Here is a 20,763-nt window from a genome sequence, read left to right as displayed (position 1 = left end):
CGCGAAGCGAGTAGACACGCTGGTCCACCGAGCTGATCCCTCGAACGCGCCATCGCTTCGCCGGTTGTGAACGTTAAGCGAGAGACATTCTACTTCCTGCGAACCTTTCCCTTCAAACGCAACAAGCTTTCGATCTCCTCTCGCGCGGAGGGAGCGGCGAGCCGCAACGCGCGTAAACCGAGCAGGCGATAGATCTCGAGCGCTTCCGGTTGAGCGCTCAAAACGGCGAGGTGCCTTTTGACCGTTTCGACATCTCCACGTGCAAACGTTCCAGTCATCGCGCGTGCGGGCAATTTAGCGGAAAGGTTTTCGACCGTCGATCGAAGAAGCGGTATGAGCGCGCGTTGCGCTTCTTTATGCCGCAGACCGCACCTTTGAAATAGCTCCAGCGCGAGCGAAAAGAGGGCTGCCGTATGGCCGGACGCGATCACGGCAGCGGCATGATAGAGCGCCTTCTTCTCCGGCGGGATCGAGAACGCGAATCCGCCGAGATCATGCGCGATTCGGCGCCCTGCCTTCAACGCCGACCGCTCTCCCTCAAGACAAAAGAAGGCTCCCGCGAACCTTCCCGCTCCGCTCCGCGCGTCGCTGATAGAAACGAGCGGGTGCAGCGAACCGACGCGCCATCCGGCTTCGCGCAGCGGTCGCAACTCTTCGGATGAGAGCGCTCCGCTAGTGTGAAGCGCGACGCCGCCAGATGGACCGCTCGGAAGGGCGCTGGCAAGAGAGCGCGCGACCTCTTTGATCTCGTCGTCCGGAGTGGCGATGAGCAACAGATCGCAGGCTGGCAGTTCGGTCAATTGCGCAGCCGAGAGGGCTCGCGGGTTAGCCGCCGGATCTCGTTCGCGAAGGAGACGACGCGCGCGCTCGGCATGGCCCTTACGGCGCGTGACGAACGCTTCGATCTGATAGCCGCGCGCGGCTAAAGCCAAGGCCATCGCCGTGCCTAACCGACCGGCCCCGATAACGGAGATGCGCCACCTCTCTCGCTTCATTCCGACGCGAATGCTTAGCGCAAAAACGTTCGTCGCGCAACCTCCCGCGCCCTTCAAGGCGAGGCCCTGATTTCGATGAGCGTCGCTGCGTGTGGAAGAGCATCGAGCCAGTGCTCGAGGCGCGTGCGCAATTCATCATGAGTGATCAAGCCGAAGATTTCTGTCGGCAGCGAGAGACGGACGGGAGAGGCCGTCGCACCCATTTGCAAGGCGCGCTCGATCAAGAGCACGTCGTCGCGCTCGAACCATTCGGGCGTGCCGCCGAGCGCGATCATGTCGGCCAAGCGGCGCGCGCGCTTCGAAGTCCGTTCATCAGGATCCGATTGGGCCAGCAGGTTGAGGGCTTCGACCAGATTCTGCGCGAGCGCCGCCACCGCTTGACGATAAGCGGTACGTCCTAAAGCGACGAGATCTCGCATCTCTTGCAGCGCGCGCGCGAACTCATCCTTTTCGCGTAAACGAAAGCCGCAGTAGCAACGCGGCTGCACGCTCAAGGCCTGTTCGGCTGACCAGCGACAGATCCGCCGCGCTCCGAAGCGACGCAATAGCCGAGCGGCCTCTTCCGCCGCCCAGATGCCGATGCTCGATAGCGGGCGCAGGTTCTCGAATTCGCGCCACGCGTCGCTGCGCCAAAACTCTTCGAGCTGCTCATTCACCCTCTCACAGGCGATCGCATGCGCCGCCAGATAGTGTGCGGTATACTCGCCGTGGTAGCGCTGCCATAGCGATTCGAGGCGTTCGGCTTCACCTTCTTCCGCTAGCGCGAACAGATCTTCGGTCATCGCCAATAGATCCAGCCGGAGATCTTCGATCTCGGCGATCCCGGTCGACTCCGCTTCGCACAGGTAAGCGCGCATCCACCTCCACCGGTCCAGCCCGTCGGCGAAACGCATTAGATGCTCGAGGTATCTTCGCGCGCGCACGAAACGGTGCATGTCATCGGCGAAGCAATCGGCTATGCGTTGCAGGCCCTCTTCGAGTGGGATCTGATCGTTGATTGCCGCCTCGACTATCTCGGCAACTGAGCCGAAACTGCGGCGGACGCAGGCGATCATGTTCCACAAGCGCGTCGAAAGGGCCTGGTCGGGTAACGACGTGAGCTTTTGTAGGCAGCCTTCGCGCTGCCAACGATCGAACCACGCCGCGAGCGCGTCGCGCACCCGAAGCCGTGCGGTTTGCTCGACGATCGGCGTCAAAGATCCATCTCCGGTGAGCATACGCGCCCACGCGGTCAACTCTTTTGCGCTGTGCGTGATGCTCGCCGCGCGCACCACACCCTTGATCTCATCCCAACGCAGCGTCCGATCGAGCGTGCGGCGCGTGATGCGGTCCTCGTTTACCGTCACGAGTTCGATCCGGCGACTTCCGACGAGCGCGGCGATGATCAGCTTTTGCGCTTCCGGCAGTAGACCGAAGGGCGGATGGCGCAATGCGCTTCGCACCTCTTCTATCGGCACCATCGCGCCGTTGGCTTTTTCGATCAGGTGAAGGATCTCTCTGGTCCAGGCTGAAGCGAACATCTCATCGCCCATGCTGAGAGTGAGAGAGTCGCCGCGCTTGACGACTAACCCGAGAGGGACGGCGAAAGCCTGAGCCAGCCGCTGCACTTCGGCGTCGTTCGGATCGAACCCACCGAAGATCCCTTCGATCAATCGCGCGGCGGCTTCCTCCTCCAAGATCTCGGCAAAGGTCGGATGTTGCGGATAGACCTCGGCGAAACGTTCGCCGAGCGCCTCTTGCAGAATCTCCGCCAGAGATGATGCGGCGCGCGCTTCCTCGCTCAAAGCGCGCTCGGTCGCGCCGACAGCGATGCGCCCTTCGTCGAGATAAAGGCGCGTCCAGATGCGCTCAGCCTGAGCGCTCAGCGAAGCCAGCGCGGCGCGCGCCGCATCGCCAAATTCCGCCGTCAAAGGTTCGTGCGTGTGGAGCGCGGCGAGGCGTCGGATGACCTCCACCTCATCAGCCCGCGGCTCACTTGGCAGCCATCTTGCCGCCACCGCCCTCTCCTGAGTCGTGATCGGATGGTCCAGCGTCCCCGGAGCGAAGATCGAAAAATGCCAATCGTCGCTCGCCGAATCGGTCGGCATGTTGGCCGGATCTTCTTCGACCCAAAAGACGCGCCCCGGCCTTCGCGTCCCACGCCAGACGAAATGAAACCCCGCCGTGGAAGAAGCTTCGTCCTCAATGGGCCAGTCAGCGAAACGGCGGCGTGCGATGTTTCGCCAAAAGCGTTTTACAACCGCGTCGGGGATGGAATCGGCGGCGGCCCCAAGAGCCTCTTCAAAGCCTCGCGCGGCGTCGATGCGCAGACGATAACGCACCTCATGACCATCGCGCCTCCGGTCCAGCTCGACTGCCGCCGCGAAGCGTTCGAGAATCGCGCTTAGGCGCGTTGGGGCGGCCTCCGGTTGCGCCTCATCGTAGAGCAGAAGCGCGGCGCACAGTTCGCTCGGCGTCGCGCCGCTCCCTTCGAGCGAAAGGATGAACAGCGCCTTCAATGCCAACTTCGCTTCCAGCCGCTGCATGACCGGAAATTGAGAATTGATCTGCCTTACCAGTTCATCATAAGCGGCGATCGCTTCGCGCAACTCTTCAGCTTGACGCAGGGCGCGCTCGGCATGATCGAAGACCTCGTCGACGAGGACGAGCGAGAGGGCCGGACGATTGGCAGCGCGTTGGGCGGATTGCGCGGCGAACGGGAGAAACGCGAAACCTTGTGCATAAAGACGGACCGAAGCCGCGATATCAGCGATGAGCGGGTGGAGCGGATAAAGGGCGGTGAAGCGCGGCTCGCTCCACCGAAAACTCGGCAAGAAAGCGCGCAGATTCAAATAGAGCTCATGTAACGCGGCGCGCGCTTGCGGCGTCTTGCGCAACACATGGGCTTCGGCGATGCGGTAAAGGTGCTCAGGATCGAGATAATCTATCTGAAAAGTCCCCGCCAAGGTGGCGTTCGCCCCGCTGGCATCGGCGATATCATCGTCGAGCGCGAGGGCGAGAAAAGCGTTCGCGCTCTCTGCCGCGCGGGCCATTCGACTAAGGAACGGGCCATCATTACGTCCGACGCGACGTTCGCGCTCGGCTGCCGTGTCGATCAAAAACAGTAACGTCGCTTCGGCGGCCTGCGCGCAAGCTGCCGTTACTATCGCCTCCGGCTCGCTGCCCCAACGGCTCTCGTCGCCACCGAAGGTTTCCGCCAAAGCCGCCGCCATCTCTTCCCACAAGGTCTGGCGCGTCCCGCGGCGCACACGCACCAACACGTAGCGGCGATTCATCAAACGGCGGGCGCATGTTGCGACGTGCGCGTCGGTGACCAGCGGACGCAAGTTGGGATATGCCGCCAAAGCGCCGAAGACGGCGAGCGTGTGACTTTTGCCGACGCCGCGCACCCCAGCCAGAGCTCGCGCTGCACCGCGCCCGCGAGGCAAATCGGCGAGCGTATCGAGCCAGCGCGCGACCAGATCGGCCGTCGTGTCGGTGAAACGATAAGCGGTGAGCGTGCGCGCCGGATCAGAGGTGAAATCGCGCAGTTCTTCGACCTTCGCAACTTCGACGAAATCCTTGATCTTGTCTTGCGTGCGTTTCATAAACGACGTTGAAACCAACTCGGACCGAAGCGTTATCCCCTCAAACGCATTAGGTGCGTCTCACTTTGGGCTGAACGGGATCGAGTTCGGCGGTGAGGATAGCTAAGGGGGCAAGGTTCTTTGACTCTAACACGCTCCGGCGCCAGGCGTCCATAGTTTTCGGATTTCATCTTTCGATGAAGCGCCATGGCAGTTTCGGCGTGCAGGCTGTTATAATGGCGCTGCGAGTGCGGATCGCGCTCTGGCGGGCGCAACCAAAGGGCCGAATCGAGGCATCGAATAATCGCGCCGAAAATCCCTCGAAAAGTTGAGATCCTTGAGAGTTTTCGTGGCGCACTCCATGACGATCGTAAGGCATCCCGATCGAGGAGGGATGCGAGGAGCGATTCTTTCCAGAGCTTTTGGAGATCTACCATGATATCACGCAAACTCTCCCGCAACGTCACCGCCATCATCCTGACGCTTGCGCTCTGGTTGGGCGCGCTGCCGATTGGAGCTCAACAATCAAGCGTTCAGCAACAGGCGCAGACGGATCAGGCGAAACCGCAAGAGGTCGCGCAACCATCGCCGTCGAAGCAAACGGGCGGGCAGTCGGCTGGCGCGCAACAGGGCGCTTCGGACAAGGCATCGGGCGAAGATCGGAAAGCGGCTTCCGCGACGGAAGCGCAGAAACAGCGCCCGCTCTCGAAGAACGAAGATCCACGTCTGGTCGGAAAGCGGAATATCAACACCGGCATCTTCGCCAAGATGAGCGGTTCGCTGGAAAAGGAGGTGGCTCTAGGACGTCAATTGGCAGCGGAAGTGGATCGAGAGGCGAAGTTCATCGATGATCCGGTCATCACCGAATACATCAATCGCGTCGGGCAAAACCTCGTCTTGCATTCGGATGCCAAGGTGCCCTTCACGATCAAGGTGATCGATTCGGATGAAGTGAACGCCTTTGCGCTTCCGGGCGGCTTCTTTTACGTCAATAAAGGTTTGATCCTTGCCGCTGACAATGAGGCTGAATTGGCTGGTGTGATGGCCCACGAAATCGCCCACGTTGCAGCGCGTCACACGATGGAGCAGTTGGCGAAGGCGAGATTGGCGGAGATCGGATTGATCGCCGGGATCTTCCTCGGCATCCCGCCGATAGCTTATGATGCCGCCAATCTCGGTTTAGGCTTGGGCTTTCTGAAGTTCAGCCGTAGCGCGGAGGAAGAGGCCGATCGCCTCGGCGCTCAATACTTGTGGGCCGCCGGATATGATCCGAATGCCTTGGCGACGATGTTTGAGAAACTGGCCGCCAAAGAGAAGAAAAAGCCGGGCACGATCTCGCGTCTGTTCTCGACGCACCCGCCTTCGGTTGAGCGTTTGCAGGCGACGCGCGAACTCGTGGCCCGTTTCCCGGAGCGCGAGGAATACATCCTGGACACATCCGAATTTCAGCGCGTCAAAGCGCGACTGATGAGATTGTCGAACGCGCGCGTTTCGACGGCTGGCGATATCGGCGACAAAGAAGGATCGGGCCGCCCGACCCTGAAGCGTCGCCCGCCGACGACGGATGATTCGAATCAGAACGAGAAGAAGGAGGAGCAAAAGAACGAGCCCCCGAAACTGAAGCGGCGAGCGCCGGATCCGAACGCGCAGAATCAACCGGACCAGCGATGACCAAAGGGGCGCTTGAATCGCGCCCCTTAAATTTTGCGCGCGAGCGCTTCGCTTAATCATCGCCTCTCTCCTCAATGCAGGATGCGTAGATGCTTACAGTTGTCGATTCTCCCTGTAGTCGCAATCCCTGCGGCGTGTAAGATTCACGAGCGACCCCCGAGAATTCTCTTCGCCCAGGGCGATTGCGATCTCAAAGTTAGACGCTGAAAGCTGCGCCTTATCCGAAGAACGGAAGAAGCTGTGATCTCCAGCGCGCCGAAGGATGGCGGATCATCGCTCACCAGACCGCGCTTGGGCCGCTGGATCTTCCCTTGACTTGCTCACGGCGTTGGCTAAAAATCGTGATGATCTCTTCAAAATGAGAATCCCTCGAGAAGGAGGTTAGGAGGAGCTTATGCGTAACCTCACGCTCGCATTAGCGCTGTCTTTAGTCCTATCCGGAGTTGCTTGGGCGCGAACGACGCCTCTGATTGGGCAAGCGCAGAACGCGAACGCCAATAAGAACGCCAACGCGAACAAGAACGCGAATGCGAACAAGAACGCAAACGCCGCGACGACGAGAAGACGTAGCGCCCCATTCCGCGCTACCCGAGACCAGATCAAACAGGCACAAGAGATCCTCAAGCAACGCGGCTTTTACACGGGAGAGGCGACCGGTCGGCTCGATCCGGCGACGCGCGCGGCCCTGAGAAAGTATCAGCAAGCTGAAGGGCTGCGCGTTACCGGAACCCTCAACCGTGAGACGCTTGAGAAGATGAACATCGCGCTCACGGAGCGTCAGAAAGGGAACTGAGTCGCGGTTATCACTTCGATAAAGAGAGGGGCGCTAATTAAGCGCCCCTTTCTCATTCGCTTCGCATCAAAGGCGCGCCACGCTATGGAGCGCATGACGCGATCACCCTTGCGCCGAGGCGGTCTTGGCCAATCGTTCGATGACGGCGTAACTTGCCGACAAAGCCTCTTGAAGCTTTTCCGCTTGGGGGCCGCCGCCTTCGGCCAGATCAGGGCGTCCGCCGCCGCGCCCGCCCAAGATGGGTGCCAGTTCGCGGATGACCTGTCCGGCTTGGATCGTCGAACGCAAGTCAGCCGAAACGCGCACAAGGAGCGAAGCCTTGCCTTCGGCACGGCGCCCCAAAACGACGACGCCCGATTTGAGCCGCGCAAGCAACGTGTCAGAGAGTTGGCGCAAGCCCGAGGCGTCAAGATCGCTTACTTCACGCACGAGCACGCGGACGCCGCCGCAGTCGCGCACTTCGCCATCGGTTGAAGTCACCGTCGCTCCCCCCGCGGCCAGTTTCAAACGCAGCTCTTCGACCTCGCGACGCGCGCGTCGTAATTCCTCTTGAAGCTTCTCGACCGTTTCAGGCAATCGCTCGCGCGCCGTGCGCAGTTCGCTGGCAAGCGCGTTGACCAACTCTTCATCCTCTTGGAAACGGGCGATGGCTTCCGTGCCCGTGATCGCTTCGACGCGACGTGTGCCCGAAGCGACGGCTTCATCCCGCACGATCTTGAAGGGGCCGATGTCGCCCGTGGCGCGCACGTGCGTCCCGCCGCACAGCTCTTTGGAAAAGCCCGGAACGGTGAGCACGCGCACTCGCTCGCCGTACTTTTCGCCGAAGAGCGCCATCGCGCCCGAACGCAAAGCTTCGGCGAGCGGCATGATCTCCGTTTGCACGGCGACGTTGCGCAGGATCTGATCGTTGACCAAGCGTTCGATCTCGGCGATCTCTTCCGCCGTCAGCGGTTGAAAGTGCGTGAAGTCGAAGCGCAGGCGATTGGGCGCGACGAGCGAGCCGGCCTGCTTGACGTGCGCGCCCAAGACCTCGCGCAGCGCGGCATGGAGCAGGTGCGTCGCCGTGTGGTTGCGGCGAATGGCGTTGCGCCGTTCCTCATCGACTTGCGCCGTCACCTCGTCGCCTGCTTTGAATTCGCCCCGTTCGACGCGAACGCGATGCACGATGAGACCGCTGACCGGCGCTTGGGTGTCGAGCACGCGCGCGTCCGACCGGCTCGTGACGATGACGCCCGTGTCGCCGACCTGCCCGCCCGCCTCGGCGTAAAAGGGCGTGCGATCGAGAACCAGTTCGCCTTCTTCTCCCGCGTGCAGTGCGGCGACCTCTTCGTCGCCCCTGATGAGCGCGACGATGCGCGCGCCAGCGAGGCGCGTCCCTTCGTAGCCGGTAAACTCCGTGCGCCCCAGTCGTTCAGCGAGTCGCGCATAAACCTCTTTGGTTTTGGCGCGCGCGTCCACGCTGCGCGCGCTCGCGCGTTGCAGTTCGCCTAGAGCCTCTTCGAAGCGAAGATTGAATTCGTCTTCCGGGATTGAGATGCCGCGCTCTTCGAGCGAGACGCGAATGAGATCGCGCGGCGTGCCGAAGGTGTCATAAAGCCGCGCCAGTTCCTTGTAATCCGGCATCTCACCGTAGGGCACAGTGGCGAGCAACGCTTCGAGCTTCTGCAACCCCGTGCTGAGCGTCGCGCCGAAACGCTCCTCTTCGCTCTTGACGATCCGTTCGATGAGCGCGCGCGCCGCTTCGAGTTCCGGATACGGGCCGCGCATCATCTCGACCACCTTGTCCGTCACGCGGTGAAAGAAGGGCCGGTCCAGTCCGAGCGCGTGCCGCCCGTGATAGATGGCGCGGCGCATGATCTTGCGCAGGACGTAGTTGCGCCCTTCGTTGCCCGGGTAGATGCCATCGGCGATGGAGAAAGCCGTTGCGCGCGCGTGATCGGCGATGACGCGCATGGCGAAGCCTTCGTGTGAATCGGCGACATACGGGCGTCCGGCTAACTCCGCCGCGAAATCGACGAGCGGGCGCAACAGGTCCGTATCGAAATTCGAGCGCACGCCTTGGAGCACGGCGGCCAGCCGTTCCAATCCCGCGCCCGTGTCGACCGAAGGCGCCGGAAGCGGCGTGAGCGTCCCATCGGCGCTGCGGTCGTACTGCATGAAGACCAGATTCCAGATCTCGATCGTCTCATCGCCCGGACCGTTGACCAGTTCGGCGCGGTTTTTGGTCGGGTCGTGCGGGTCTGGCCCTTGATAGTAGTGGATCTCGCTGCACGGCCCGCACGGGCCGGTATCGCCCATCTGCCAGAAGTTCTCTTTGGCGCCGAAACGCAAGACGCGCTCGGGCGACGCTCCGGCCTTGACCCACAGCTCGGCGGCCTCATCATCCGTTTCGTAAACGGTAAACCACAGCCTTTCGAGCGGGAGCTTGTAGACGTTCAGCAGCAGATCGAGCGCGTATTCGATCGCTTCGCGCTTGAAATAGTCGCCGAAGGAGAAGTTGCCGAGCATCTCGAAGAAGGTGTGGTGGCGCGCCGTTTTGCCGACATCGTCGAGATCGTTGTGCTTGCCGCCGGCGCGAATGCACTTTTGCGCCGAAGTCGCGCGCTTGTAAGGACGCCGTTCGACCCCGGTGAAGACGTCCTTGAACTGATTCATGCCGGCGTTGGCGAACAGAAGCGTCGGGTCGTTGGCCGGAAGAAGCGGGCTCGACGGGACGCGCACGTGGCCGCGTTCTTCGAAGAAGCGCAAGAAAGTCTCTCTGATTTCGTGTCCGGTCATCATCTCGATTCTGGCAAAAGATGAAGATTTTCCTTCGTTTGAAACCATTTAGTCTAACATGCTATCACGAACAAAACGAAACTTACGTGAATCTCATGCTATCCCGAACAGGACGAAACTTACGTAATTTGGCCGGCGGACCGCCACAAACTGAGGCGCGGCAATTGTCAGCGCAGCGCTTCGACGTTTCGATCCGCCCGCTTGACCCGCGCTTTTCGCTTAGGCAAGATTTGGATCCGATGCTTCATCGAAGCGGCTCGGATGCCGGACAGCACATCTGTCGAGCGCTCCTTTTCGTCATCGCGCTGCTAGGCGCACCGGACGCCAGGGCGCAAAGGGTGGAGCGTGAAGTGCCGCTATCCGACGGCGCACGCATCGTCGTGCGCAATCGCGAGGGTCGCATTAAACTGATCGCTGCGGAGGGACAGAAAGGCGCAAGTCTCATCGCCGATTCGCCGATCGGCCAGGTTGACGAAGGGGCGCTTCTCATACGCGCAAGCGAGAAAGCGGTCGAGATCGAGCCACGGGCATCGGACCGAATCGACATCACACTCCGCGTTCCCGCGCGCGCGCGCGTGCGCGCGACGACTACGGCCGGCGCCATCGACATCATCGGCGATTTTCGCGAAGCCATCGCTGAGACCGATACGGGCACGATCCATGCCGATGTCCCCGTCGAAGCGCTGAGCTATAGTTTCGTCTGGACGGCGAGCCGACCGCGCTATCTGAGCGAAATCAAACTGGCCCAGCCCAAGGAAGGGCGCGGCGGCAGGTTCGAACTCGCCGGCTATCTGGGCGAAAAGAATGCGCCCGAGGAGAGACGCGCGCGACTCGCCCTGACGACTCACCGCGGAGTCATCCTCTTCGGCGTCGATCCAGAGCTTGCGCCGGCGGATCTGCGCGAGCGGCAATTGACGGAAGCGGCGCGGGCCATCATTCGCAGCGGCAATGAAGATCTGATCGCCGCGATCCGCAAGATCTCGCCGCGCTCGGTCGATGATTATCTCGGCACTCTGCCGCCGCACGAGGGGCAAGCTCCGCGGCTCGTGTCGCGCGATGGCGAGCGCGCTCCTGCGGGAACCAAACTCGCTCGCTTCAACGTGAGCGTCAAAGATCGCAACGGGGTATCGATCAGCGGCCTTCGCGCCGACGATTTCATCGTGCTCGAAGACGGGGAGCCGCGCCCCGTAGTCGATGTGCAGCCGACTACGGCGCCGTTCAATCTGGTCCTTCTGCTCGACGTATCCGGCAGCGTCGAGGAGAAATTGGATTTCATCAGAAAAGCTGCGCTCGCCTTCGTCAACACCATCGGGCCACAGGATCGGCTCGCCATCGTGAGCTTCCGCGACGATGTGCAACTCATCTCGGATTTCACGACTGACAAACAGTTGCTCGCCGAACGAGTCAAACAGATCGAGGCGGGCGGCGCAACGGCGCTTTACGATGCGCTCGCCTATGTCCTCATCGAGACCTTGCGCCCATTGCGCAACGAGCGGACGGCGATCGTGGTCCTCTCCGATGGGGACGACAACAGGTCATTTCTTCCCTTCTCGGCGGTGCTGGAGTTGGTGAGCGAATCCGGAGCGATCATCTATCCGCTGTATGTCCCATCGGAGCTGATTCCAGCAGATGCAGCTAAGGGTATCGATTCGCTCGATCCGGTGCGCACGCGCTATCTCACTCTGACCTCGCGCGCCAACGAGGAGGGACAAAAACTCGCTGCCGTTTCGGGCGGCGTCTATTTTCCGATCAACCGGCTTGAAGATTTACAGCGCGCATACGACGCAGTCGTCGCCCAACTTCGCGCCGCTTACACCATCACCTACCTATCGCGCGCGCGCGATGATCATGCGCCGCTTCTCCGCGTTCGCCTCAAACGCCAAGACGCCGCCGCCACGAATCTGGGACCGGTCGTTCGCGTCACAGGGAGAGATTGAAGCGATGCCTTTCAACGCCATACCACTAAGTCTCAGATCGCTAAGAAGCGATGTTTTTGAAAGGCCCGCGGCTAAATCGCGCTGAACCCCGCCGGACGCGATTCGCCCGGCATCTTCACGCGCTTTGGCAAGCGGCGCTCCTTACCGATCAGCCTGAGGTTGTGATCGTTCCGCGAGAACATTTATCATTCGGTCGAGATGAAATGCCTTAGCGGCTGAGCGCTGCGCGGTGGTTGGCATTGAGAGCATTTATCATTCGGTCGAGATGAGATCCCCGCTGTTGCAAAACCTTTTCAGCGAATCAGAGCGGCGCCCCTTGACGGTCTCCGAATTGACGGCTCAGGTGCGCGAAGCGCTCGAGGTGCGCTTCCCTTCCGTCTGGGTCGAGGGCGAGATCTCTAACTTCAAAGATCACACTTCAGGTCACTGGTACTTCACCATCAAAGACGAAGGCGCGCAACTTCGCGCGACCTGTTTCCGCAACACAAACGTGTACATTCGTTTCCGGCCCTACGATGGCCTAAAGGTTCGCGCGCGCGGCCACCTTACAGTCTACGAACCGCGCGGCGAATACGAGTTATGCGTCGAATCGCTTGACCCTGTCGGCATCGGGGCGTTGCGCATCGCTTTCGAGCAACTGCGCGATCGCCTCGCCGCCGAAGGTCTATTCGATCAATCCCTGAAGAGGCCCCTCCCCTTACTGCCCCGTCGCGTGGGCGTGGTGACTTCACCTTCAGGAGCCGCGATCCACGATATCTTGCACGTCATCACGAGGCGCACGCGGACCGTGAGTATTCTGTTCGTCCCCGTTCGCGTTCAAGGCGAAGGGGCCGGCCAAGAGATCGCGCGCGCCATCGCTTTACTGAACGAATATCATCGACAAGCCTTGCGGGATGGTCGCTTCGATGACTGCGTCGACGCGATCATCGTCGGGCGTGGCGGCGGCTCGATCGAAGATCTTTGGGCGTTCAATGAAGAAGAGGTGGCGCGCGCCATTCGCGCCTCAACTATTCCGATCATCTCCGCCGTCGGACACGAGACCGATTTCACCATCGCCGATTTCGCCGCCGATCTACGCGCCCCGACGCCATCGGCAGCCGCCGAGATGGTCGCCGCCTGCGAAGATGGTCTCGCCGCGCGCATCGCGGATCTGACGCGCAGCCTCGGGCAAGCGGCTCGACTTCGCACGTTACGCGCCAGAGCGCGCCTGCAAGAAGCGGCGATGTCGCCCGGCTTCGATGAGGCGCGCGCGCGACTCCGAAGCGCGCTCGAACGGACCGCCGAATTACGCGCGCGGCTCGAGGCGGCGATCAAAAACCGTTTGAGAAGCGAGCGCCAACGCGCTGCCGAAACCTGTTTCCGTATCACCCCGAAAGGCTTATCCTCGCGCCTTCTGCACGACCGCATCCGTTTGACGGAGATACGCGCCGCGCTCGAGGCGCGTATCGAGATGCGCATCGAAGATGAGAAGAGCAGGCTGAGTCGGGCCGTCACTTCGCTCGAAGCCCTCTCGCCGCTGGCCGTTCTGCGGCGCGGTTATGCCCTGGTCCAGAAAGAAGATGGGGCGCTGGTCCGATCGACGGACGATGTGCGCGAAGGCGAGCGAATCGATTTGCGTCTGGCGAACGGGAAACTTCGCTGTCGTATCGAGGCGATCGAATCGACTTGAGCGGCGAAAGAGGTTTCGCCCGGAGAGGAGGACGATGAGCAAAGAGCTTGACTTCGAATCGGCGTTAGCGCAGCTCGAGCAGATCGTGCGCGAACTGGAGCGCGGCGATCTTCCTCTCGAAAAGAGCCTGGAGCTTTTCGAACAAGGCGTGCGCTTATCGCGCGAATGCCAAGAGCGGCTGAGTGAGGCGGAACGCAGGATCGAGATCTTGCTGCAAGATGCCAACGGTCGCGTCTTCACGAGCGATCTCGGGGCGCGCGGCCTCGGCGAAAGTGGCACCGGCGAAGAGGACGGACGAGACGCGGATGAGGATGATATCCCCTTCTGATCACGCGGCTCTACTTTCGCGCGCCCGCTCTTTCTTGGAAGAGAGGCGTCCTCGCATCGAAGCGCGACTGGACCAGTTGATTCCACGCGAAACCGATCCGCCCGAACGGCTTCACGCAGCGATCCGTTGGAGCTTGTTCGCTGGCGGCAAACGATTTCGTCCGACGCTCCTTCTGGCGGTTGGTGAAACTCTCGGCGCACGCGAAGCCGATCTACTCACGACTGCCTGCGCTTTCGAATTGATCCACACTTACTCGCTCATCCACGACGATCTGCCCGCGATGGACGATGATGAACTGCGGCGCGGTCGTCCCACTTGTCACGTCCGTTTCGATGAAGCGACGGCCATCTTGGCAGGCGATGCGCTGCAAACGCTCGCTTTCAAAGCCATCGCCGAAGATGAGGCGTTAGAGCACACGACGCGCGTGCGCTTGATCGCTGAGCTCGCGCGCGCGGCGGGCACGCCGCACGGCATGGTGGCCGGACAGGCTTTCGATCTCGCGTCAGAAGGGCGCGCCATCTCAGAAGCCGAGCTTCGACGCATTCATCGTTCCAAGACCGGGGCGCTGATCGTAGGAGCGGCACGCTGCGGGGCGATCATCGCCGGCGCGCGATCGCTCGAAACGATCACGCGATACGGAGAGATGCTGGGTCTGCTCTTCCAAATTACGGATGACCTCCTCGATGCGACGGCCACGGCGCACGATCTAGGCAAGACTCCCGGCAAGGATCTGCGCGCGCAGAAGGCGACTTACGTCACCCTCTACGGCATAGACGGAGCGCGTCAACGGGCTCTGGAAGCCTATGCCGAAGCTTGCGCCGCGCTGGACCAGTCGGATTTCGACGCCGACTTGCTTCGCGGTCTAGCTTGTCTGGTCCTGGACCGGCGAGCCTGAGCGTTGACGGGGAAAGATCAGCGCGCGCTCAGCGTCAAACGCAATCCGAGTCGCACAAGGCGCGGCGGTCCGACGGTTCTGATCGGCGTCCGACCGACATCGTAGCGCGCGTCGAAAACGTTCTCGACGGCGCCAAACACCTCTACCTTTCGGCGCAATTTGCGCGCCGCATAGAGATCCATCGTAAAGTAGGGGGCGAGGCGAAACAGGTTCTGATCGTCGTCGAATTGCGCGCTCGAAGCGCGCGCCTGCGCAGCGAAGGTGAAGCCGGAAGGCGTCCCATACCGCGTCTGTACCGTGAACTGATGTCGTGCCACTTGCGGCACGCGCAACCCCTCCAACGCTCGATTCACAGGGAAACTGATGACGGTCGCATCGGCCAGCAGATACCCGCCGTTGATAGCCCAATGGGTTCCGGCACGCCACTCGACATCTAGCTCGAGACCGCGCGCGCGCGTCCGTCCGAGATTCTGTCGCTGGCGCGTGATGAGATTCGGCGCGACCGAGATCGTCACATTGGCCACGGGACGTGCGATCTCCGACCAAAAGAGGGCGCTTCGCGCGACGAAGCGCGCGCGCGTGTAACTCGCTCCAGCTTCGCCGCCCACTAACCTCTCCGCGCGAAGATCAGGATTAGCGAGCGTCAAAACATCGCCGACGCGAAACGAACGGTAGAGCTCATTGAGCGTCGGGGCGCGGAACGCGCGATAAGCCGAAGCGAAGAACGCGAAACGATCGCTCGGACGATAGAGCGCGGAAAGGCGCGGACTGACGGCGGCCTCTCTCCTTTCGACGAAAGGCTCGACCGTCACGACGTTTCGTGCAAGCTGCTTCGTGGTGCGCAGCGCATCGAAGTTACGCCAGCGATCATAACGCGCGACGGCTGTGACGATGATTTGCGAGGAGAGGCGCGCGATCTCTTCGGCGAAGAAACTCATCGTGCGTTGCCTGCCGCCCGTTCCGACGAGCGAAGTCGCTTGATTGATGGCGTAGGCCGTCTCATCGCTTGCGCCGCGCACTTCGCGCACCTCGGACCCAGCGATGAGCGTATGGCGGGCGAAGGCTTTGGACCACTGTAGGATCGCCCCAGATGATTGTGATGGAGAGCGTTGCGCGCGCGTCAAATCCTCTGATCGGCGGTCCGGCGCGACGGCTGAAAACGTCTGATCGTATACCTGCGCATTCAGATAGGCTCGCAGATCGAACTCTCCCGATCTCGACGACCGCCGATTAATGCCCCCGCTCAACTGTCGAATGCGCGTCTGGTTGGTCTGCAGAGGCGTTCCGTTGCCGCGAACCTCGCCAAAATATGATCCGCGCCAGAAGATGCGCCCACGCTCATCGAAACTTCGATCCAAGGTTAGATCGAAGGCGAAACGCTCGCTCCCGGCAGGCGTATCGACCGGTCCACGCGCGCGCCCATCGACGAGGATGTAACCATCCGTGCGAAACCCTTCCGCCGCCAAAGCGATTCCCCACTTGGACCACCTTCCGCCAGCGAAGAGCGAAGCGAGTCCGGTCCGTTCATTGCCGTAAGAGGTTTCGAGCGTGATCGCTGGCTTATCCGCTCGGCGCGTGAGGATCTGGATGACGCCGCCGAGCGCGGAACTGCCGTAAAGATCGGACGCCGCCCCGCGCAACACCTCGATGCGCTCGATCGCAGCCGATGGGACCCGTCCCCAATAGACCCAACCGCCAAATGGATCGTTGAGCGGCACGCCATCGGCGAGGACGAGCGCGCGGCTGGCACCGCTTGCGCCGACACCGCGCAAGCTCACGCCCTGCGCGGTCGGATTGGCCGTGCGACTGCTGGCGCGACGGAAGAGAGAGAATCCGGCGATCTGACGCAGAGCGTCGTCGAGCGTCGGAGCCGCCGTCGTCTCAAGCTCGCTTCGCGAAAGCGTAAGCAGACTCTGCGGCGTGTCTCCCAAGCGCGCCGGAATGCGCGATGCCGTGACGGTCACGCGCTCGTTGAACGATGCAGGCGCGAGCTTGATTTGCCACGGTTGCTCTCGCGAGAGCAGCTCGCGCAAAGCCTCTTCATAGAGAGCAAACCCGCGCGCGTCCACCACGAGCTTGCATTCGAGCGCGTTGATCCGAAGATCCTGAAGCTGGAAACGCCCGTTCTCATCGGTGCGCGTCCTCGCTTCACAAGCCTTGCCGCGAAGCGCGACTGTCGCGCCCTGGACCGGAGCGCCGAGTTGATCGCGCACGACGCCTTCGATCTTCGCGACGTCCTGCGAGATTACAGAGAGGCGCAGAAGGATGATACAGGCGAGCGCAATTAAGCCGCTCCGCCTTTCAAACGCCTTCGGGCCGATCATCGCCTGCTCACCGCGGCCCGTTATAAGTGACGCGCCAAATCTTATTTGCGCCATCATCGACGATGAGCAGCGAGCCATCCGGCAAAACGAGCAGACCGACGGGCCGCCCCCACACTTCTGGACGATCCTCATCGAGCATCCAACCGGTGATGAAATCCTCGTAGCTTCCATCCACCGGCCTTCCGTCTTTGAAACGTATGCGGACGATCTTGTAACCGGTCCGCTTCGACCGATTCCATGAACCGTGCAGCGAGACGAAGGCGTCGCCGCGGTATTCGGCGGGAAACATCTTGCCGTCGTAGAAGACGATGTCCATGACTGCAGAATGGGCTTGGATTAGGACATCAGGCTTGACGGTGCGCTGGACCAGATCGGGGCGCTCCCCTTTGCGCCGCGGATCTTCGTTCTGCCCGATGTACGCGAAAGGCCAACCGTAGAATGCGCCCTCTTTGATCTCCGTAACGTAATCGGGCACGAGATCATCGCCGATGCGATCGCGCTCTTGAACGGCGGCCCAGAGCTTGCCAGTTACGGGATTGAAGGCGAGCCCGATCGGATTGCGCAAGCCGCTGGCGAAGATCCTTTTTCCGGTCCCGTCGGGATTGAACTCCGTGATGGCGGCGCGCATCGGTTCGAGTTCGACCGAAACGTTCGTCTCCGATCCGACGGTCACATAGAGTTCACGACCGTCGGGACTGAAGATGAGATTGCGCGTCCAATGCTCGCGATAGCCGCGACCGGGCAGATCGGCGATCTTCTCCGGCGCGCCCTCAGCGCGCGTCTGGCCGGGCCGATAGCGGAATCGCAGAACGGCATTGGTGGTGCCGATATAAACGTAATCGCGCCAGAAAGCGATGCCATAAGGCAACAGCAATCCCGAAGCGAAGACGAAACGTTGATCCGGTTTCCCGTCACCGTTCGCGTCGCGCAAGATGATGATCTGTCCGGCCTCCGAATCGGCGACGAACACATCGCCGTTCGGCGCAAGCGCGATCTCGCGCGGGCGTTTGAACCCTTCCGCATAGGTGTCGATCTTAAAGCCGGGCGGCATGTTCAACTTCGCCCCCGGCGGCTGCGGGATAATGCGCGGCGGATTGGTCGCATCGGGCGTGGCAAACGGCGGAGGCAAAGTTTCCGGCGTGATCAGATAACGGCGCAATGGCGGCGTCGAAGCGCCATCCGGCGAATTCCGTTGAGAGGTTTGGCCGCAAGCCAAAGATAGGAATTGAAGAGCGATGATCGAAACTAAACTCAGGCGAACGGCAAACACGGCGAAACGACTCATCGTCAAAACCATCTCCCTCGTTCTCGATCGTCGCTGAACGCGACGGCACTCTCCCCCATTATCACAGACAAACCGCAAGCACCTCAAACCGCCCGAAACCGCGCCCGCGCCCTTTTCGCGGCTAGTCTTGCGCCGCGATAATTGCTAATATGTCGCGTTATTTCTTTCGCTCAATTCATCTCAATGTAGCACCGCCATGAAACTTCGTTTGCTTTATCACGGTCGTTGTTTCGATGGAGTAGCCTCAGCCGCGGTCTTCACCCGTTTCTACACGGAGCGCATTCACGCCGACGCGGAAGTCCTCTATCGCGGGCTCTATCACCGTCCCGGGGATCTGTTCGACGCGGAGATGTTCGACGGCGACGAGAACGCCATCGTCGATTTCAAATACAGCCCTTCTGAACGTTTGACCTGGTGGTTTGACCACCATCAATCGGCCTTTCTCACGCCCGCCGATGAAGAACATTACCATCGCACGAAGACCGAGCGTAAGGTGTGGGATCCGACGCGCCGCTCATGCACAGAGCTGATCGCCGATTACGCGCGCCAGCGCTACTCCTTCTATGACCCCAAGCTCGATCCGCTCATCGCTTGGGCCCACAAAATAGACGGCGCATTTTACGCTTCAGCCGCCGAGGCCGTCGAACTCCGCGCGCCCGCGCTTCAATTGATGCTGGTCATCGAAAGCGAAGAAGACGAAGGATTCATCGAAGGGATCATCCGCGCCCTCTGCACCCGATCGCTCGATGAGGTGGCGACCGCCGAAGAGGTGCAAAAGCGGTTCGCGCGCGCGCTCAAGGAGCAGCAAGAGGCCTTGGGGCTGGTGCAGCGTAAGGCGATCTACAAGGACGGGGTCGTCTTCTTCGATCTGCTCGATGAAGGCGTCGAAAGCTTCAACAAGTTCGCCCCATACTACCTGTTTCCAGAGACGACCTATTCGGTCGCGCTCACGCGCGGCCCGGGCCGCACCAAGATTTCCGTTGGCTCCAACCCGTGGAGTCCGCGACCGCGCCGTCACAATATCGCGACGATCTGCGAGCGATACGGCGGCGGTGGACATGCGGTGGTCGGCGCCGTCTCTTTCCGCCCCGAGGAGACCGAGCGAGCGCGCACGGTCGCGCGTGAAATAGTCGCCGAACTATCTCAAACAGATGGCGTCAGTTGAACCATCTTCTTCATCGGCATCAGGCGATGGGATGGCTTGCTCTCTCACGGGCGCGCGCGATCAGATCCTCCAACTCTTCGATCTCCTTCGGCACGCCGCTCGTCAAAACGCGGTGCCCTTCTGTTGTCACCAACACATCATCCTCGATGCGCACGCCGATGCCGCGATACCGCTCCGGCGCTTCAGCTTCGCGCGCGACATATAACCCGGGTTCGATCGTGATTACCATGCCCGCTTCGAGCCTTCTCGATTGACCATCGACGTAGTACAGGCCGACATCATGCACGTCGAGACCGAGATAATGTCCCAGACGATGCATGTAGAAGCGCTTGTAAACCTCTTCTTTGATGAGTTGGCTGGCGTCGCCCGCGAGCAGACCCAAGCGAATCATCCCTTCGGTTAGGATCTCAACCGAGCGATTATGAAGCTCATCGATAGTTACCCCGGGGCGAACCATCTCGATGCACTCTTTCTGCGTTTCGAGCACGACCTCGTAGATATCGCGCTGCTCCTTGCTGAAACGCCCGCTTACGGGAAAAGTGCGCGTGATGTCGGCGGCATAACCCTGGTACTCCGCCCCCGCATCGATGAGCAACAGATCGCCTTCTCGTAACACCGCATCGTTGATCGAGTAGTGGAGGATCGTCGCGTTCGCTCCGCTGCCGATGATTGAGTTATAGGCCGCCGTCGCCCCGCGGCGGCGGAAGATATATTCGATCAGAGCCTCGATCTCGTACTCCCTCATCCCCGGACGGGCTTTCGTCATCGCTTCTCGATGGGCCTCGGCGGTGATCTCGGCGGCGCGTTGGATGAGGGCGATCTCATCGTCGCTCTTGATCAAACGCATCTCGTGCAAGAGGGCGCCCGTATCAACGATCGTTTGCGGAGGCACGATGCCTCGCCGCCCGAGAGCGCGCATGCGAGCGATCTCGCCGATGATGACCCGGTCCAGTTCGTGATCGACGCCGAGCCGATAGTAGAGCGTCCGTTTTCCCTTCAGAAGCTCCTGCAATTTGCCCTGAAACTCCCCGATGGGGAAAGCCGCGTCGGCTCCATACCGCTCGATCGCCCCTTCCACGCCGGCCCGCGGGCCATCCCACGTCTCTTTCTCCGGATCGCGCGGACGGACGAAAAGGGTATACGGTTTTTCGTCTTCAGGCGCAATGACGGCGATCGCTTCCGGTTCGTTGAAACCAGTCAAGTAATAGAAGTCCGAATCTTGACGAAAGCGATAGGTCGTATCATTCGAGCGCACCGCTTCGCGCGCGCTGGCGATGATGGCGATAGAATGCGAATCCATGCGGCGCATGAATTCGGCAAGCTGCGGTCTTCGCATCGCATCTCCTTCCTGATGATG

Annotated in this window: 13 protein-coding genes; 7 read left to right on the top strand and 6 right to left on the bottom strand. The window is 61.2% G+C overall.

What is annotated here, in order from left to right; genetic code table 11:
• Positions 1–89: 89 nt before the first annotated feature.
• Both PYK22_RS15175 and PYK22_RS15170 read right to left on the bottom strand, forming a co-directional pair.
• A complete protein-coding gene (locus PYK22_RS15175; protein WP_157770924.1) occupies positions 90–995 on the bottom strand; it encodes a Rossmann-like and DUF2520 domain-containing protein in 906 nt (301 codons plus the stop codon).
• Between the two features lie 53 nt (positions 996–1,048).
• Entirely contained in the window at positions 1,049–4,582 is a 3,534-nt protein-coding gene (locus PYK22_RS15170) for a hypothetical protein (RefSeq protein WP_041978547.1), read from the bottom strand.
• Between the two features lie 414 nt (positions 4,583–4,996).
• Between PYK22_RS15170 and PYK22_RS15160 the strand changes: the two genes are divergently transcribed.
• Together PYK22_RS15160 and PYK22_RS17030 are read left to right on the top strand one after the other, a co-directional pair.
• A complete protein-coding gene (locus PYK22_RS15160; protein WP_060635751.1) occupies positions 4,997–6,232 on the top strand; it encodes a M48 family metallopeptidase in 1,236 nt (411 codons plus the stop codon).
• 394 nt (positions 6,233–6,626) lie between these two features.
• A complete protein-coding gene (locus PYK22_RS17030; RefSeq protein ID WP_060635750.1) occupies positions 6,627–7,025 on the top strand; it encodes a peptidoglycan-binding domain-containing protein in 399 nt (132 codons plus the stop codon).
• Between the two features lie 102 nt (positions 7,026–7,127).
• Here the strand turns inward: PYK22_RS17030 and alaS are convergent, their stop codons facing one another.
• Positions 7,128–9,806, bottom strand: a complete 2,679-nt coding sequence (gene alaS, locus PYK22_RS15150; protein WP_211197730.1) for an alanine--tRNA ligase — start codon at positions 9,804–9,806, stop codon at positions 7,128–7,130.
• Between the two features lie 236 nt (positions 9,807–10,042).
• Between alaS and PYK22_RS15145 the strand changes: the two genes are divergently transcribed.
• The 4 genes from PYK22_RS15145 (at position 10,043) to PYK22_RS15130 (ending at position 14,632) form a co-directional block, all read left to right on the top strand.
• Positions 10,043–11,740 carry a VWA domain-containing protein gene (locus tag PYK22_RS15145; protein ID WP_157770923.1) on the top strand — a complete coding sequence of 566 codons (1,698 nt, stop codon included), beginning with the start codon at positions 10,043–10,045 and terminating at the stop codon, positions 11,738–11,740.
• A gap of 265 nt (positions 11,741–12,005) precedes the next feature.
• Positions 12,006–13,409 (top strand): exodeoxyribonuclease VII large subunit, encoded by a 1,404-nt coding sequence (gene xseA, locus PYK22_RS15140; RefSeq protein WP_041978543.1) that lies wholly within the window; start codon positions 12,006–12,008, stop codon positions 13,407–13,409.
• A 34-nt stretch (positions 13,410–13,443) separates the two neighbouring features.
• Entirely contained in the window at positions 13,444–13,737 is a 294-nt protein-coding gene (xseB, locus tag PYK22_RS18110; RefSeq protein ID WP_041978540.1) for an exodeoxyribonuclease VII small subunit, read from the top strand.
• Positions 13,715–14,632, top strand: coding sequence for a polyprenyl synthetase family protein (locus PYK22_RS15130; protein WP_041978538.1), 918 nt, complete (start codon positions 13,715–13,717; stop codon positions 14,630–14,632). The genes xseB and PYK22_RS15130 overlap by 23 nt, the downstream gene beginning before the upstream one ends.
• A gap of 17 nt (positions 14,633–14,649) precedes the next feature.
• Here the strand turns inward: PYK22_RS15130 and PYK22_RS18215 are convergent, their stop codons facing one another.
• Positions 14,650–16,956 (bottom strand): TonB-dependent receptor, encoded by a 2,307-nt coding sequence (locus tag PYK22_RS18215; protein ID WP_041978536.1) that lies wholly within the window; start codon positions 16,954–16,956, stop codon positions 14,650–14,652.
• 7 nt (positions 16,957–16,963) lie between these two features.
• Positions 16,964–18,253 (bottom strand): PQQ-dependent sugar dehydrogenase, encoded by a 1,290-nt coding sequence (locus PYK22_RS15120; protein WP_060635748.1) that lies wholly within the window; start codon positions 18,251–18,253, stop codon positions 16,964–16,966.
• A 184-nt stretch (positions 18,254–18,437) separates the two neighbouring features.
• Here PYK22_RS15120 and PYK22_RS15115 point away from each other — a divergent pair, with 184 nt between their 5' ends.
• Positions 18,438–19,406 (top strand): phosphoesterase, encoded by a 969-nt coding sequence (locus tag PYK22_RS15115; RefSeq protein ID WP_041978532.1) that lies wholly within the window; start codon positions 18,438–18,440, stop codon positions 19,404–19,406.
• Positions 19,407–19,425: 19 nt separating this feature from the next.
• On the opposite strand, the gene pepP is transcribed toward PYK22_RS15115, so the two are convergent.
• A complete protein-coding gene (pepP, locus tag PYK22_RS15110; RefSeq protein ID WP_041979286.1) occupies positions 19,426–20,742 on the bottom strand; it encodes a Xaa-Pro aminopeptidase in 1,317 nt (438 codons plus the stop codon).
• Positions 20,743–20,763: the final 21 nt, after the last annotated feature.

The organism is Pyrinomonas methylaliphatogenes (assembly GCF_000820845.2).
Lineage (GTDB): Bacteria > Acidobacteriota > Blastocatellia > Pyrinomonadales > Pyrinomonadaceae > Pyrinomonas > Pyrinomonas methylaliphatogenes.
Note: the sequence above shows the minus strand (reverse complement) of the source record. Positions and strands in the feature narration are given on the sequence as shown.

Excerpts from the sequence above, each read along its gene's own strand:
- pepP (WP_041979286.1), bottom strand. The coding sequence starts at position 20,742 with ATGCGAAGACCGCAGCTTGCCGAATTCATGCGCCGCATGGATTCGCAT.
- xseB (WP_041978540.1), top strand. The coding sequence starts at position 13,444 with ATGAGCAAAGAGCTTGACTTCGAATCGGCGTTAGCGCAGCTCGAGCAG.
- PYK22_RS15115 (WP_041978532.1), top strand. The coding sequence starts at position 18,438 with ATGAAACTTCGTTTGCTTTATCACGGTCGTTGTTTCGATGGAGTAGCC.
- PYK22_RS17030 (WP_060635750.1), top strand. The coding sequence starts at position 6,627 with ATGCGTAACCTCACGCTCGCATTAGCGCTGTCTTTAGTCCTATCCGGA.
- PYK22_RS18215 (WP_041978536.1), bottom strand. The coding sequence starts at position 16,956 with ATGATCGGCCCGAAGGCGTTTGAAAGGCGGAGCGGCTTAATTGCGCTC.
- PYK22_RS15160 (WP_060635751.1), top strand. The coding sequence starts at position 4,997 with ATGATATCACGCAAACTCTCCCGCAACGTCACCGCCATCATCCTGACG.
- PYK22_RS15170 (WP_041978547.1), bottom strand. The coding sequence starts at position 4,582 with ATGAAACGCACGCAAGACAAGATCAAGGATTTCGTCGAAGTTGCGAAG.
- PYK22_RS15120 (WP_060635748.1), bottom strand. The coding sequence starts at position 18,253 with ATGGTTTTGACGATGAGTCGTTTCGCCGTGTTTGCCGTTCGCCTGAGT.
- PYK22_RS15130 (WP_041978538.1), top strand. The coding sequence starts at position 13,715 with ATGAGGATGATATCCCCTTCTGATCACGCGGCTCTACTTTCGCGCGCC.
- xseA (WP_041978543.1), top strand. The coding sequence starts at position 12,006 with ATGAGATCCCCGCTGTTGCAAAACCTTTTCAGCGAATCAGAGCGGCGC.
- alaS (WP_211197730.1), bottom strand. The coding sequence starts at position 9,806 with ATGATGACCGGACACGAAATCAGAGAGACTTTCTTGCGCTTCTTCGAA.
- PYK22_RS15145 (WP_157770923.1), top strand. The coding sequence starts at position 10,043 with ATGCTTCATCGAAGCGGCTCGGATGCCGGACAGCACATCTGTCGAGCG.
- PYK22_RS15175 (WP_157770924.1), bottom strand. The coding sequence starts at position 995 with ATGAAGCGAGAGAGGTGGCGCATCTCCGTTATCGGGGCCGGTCGGTTA.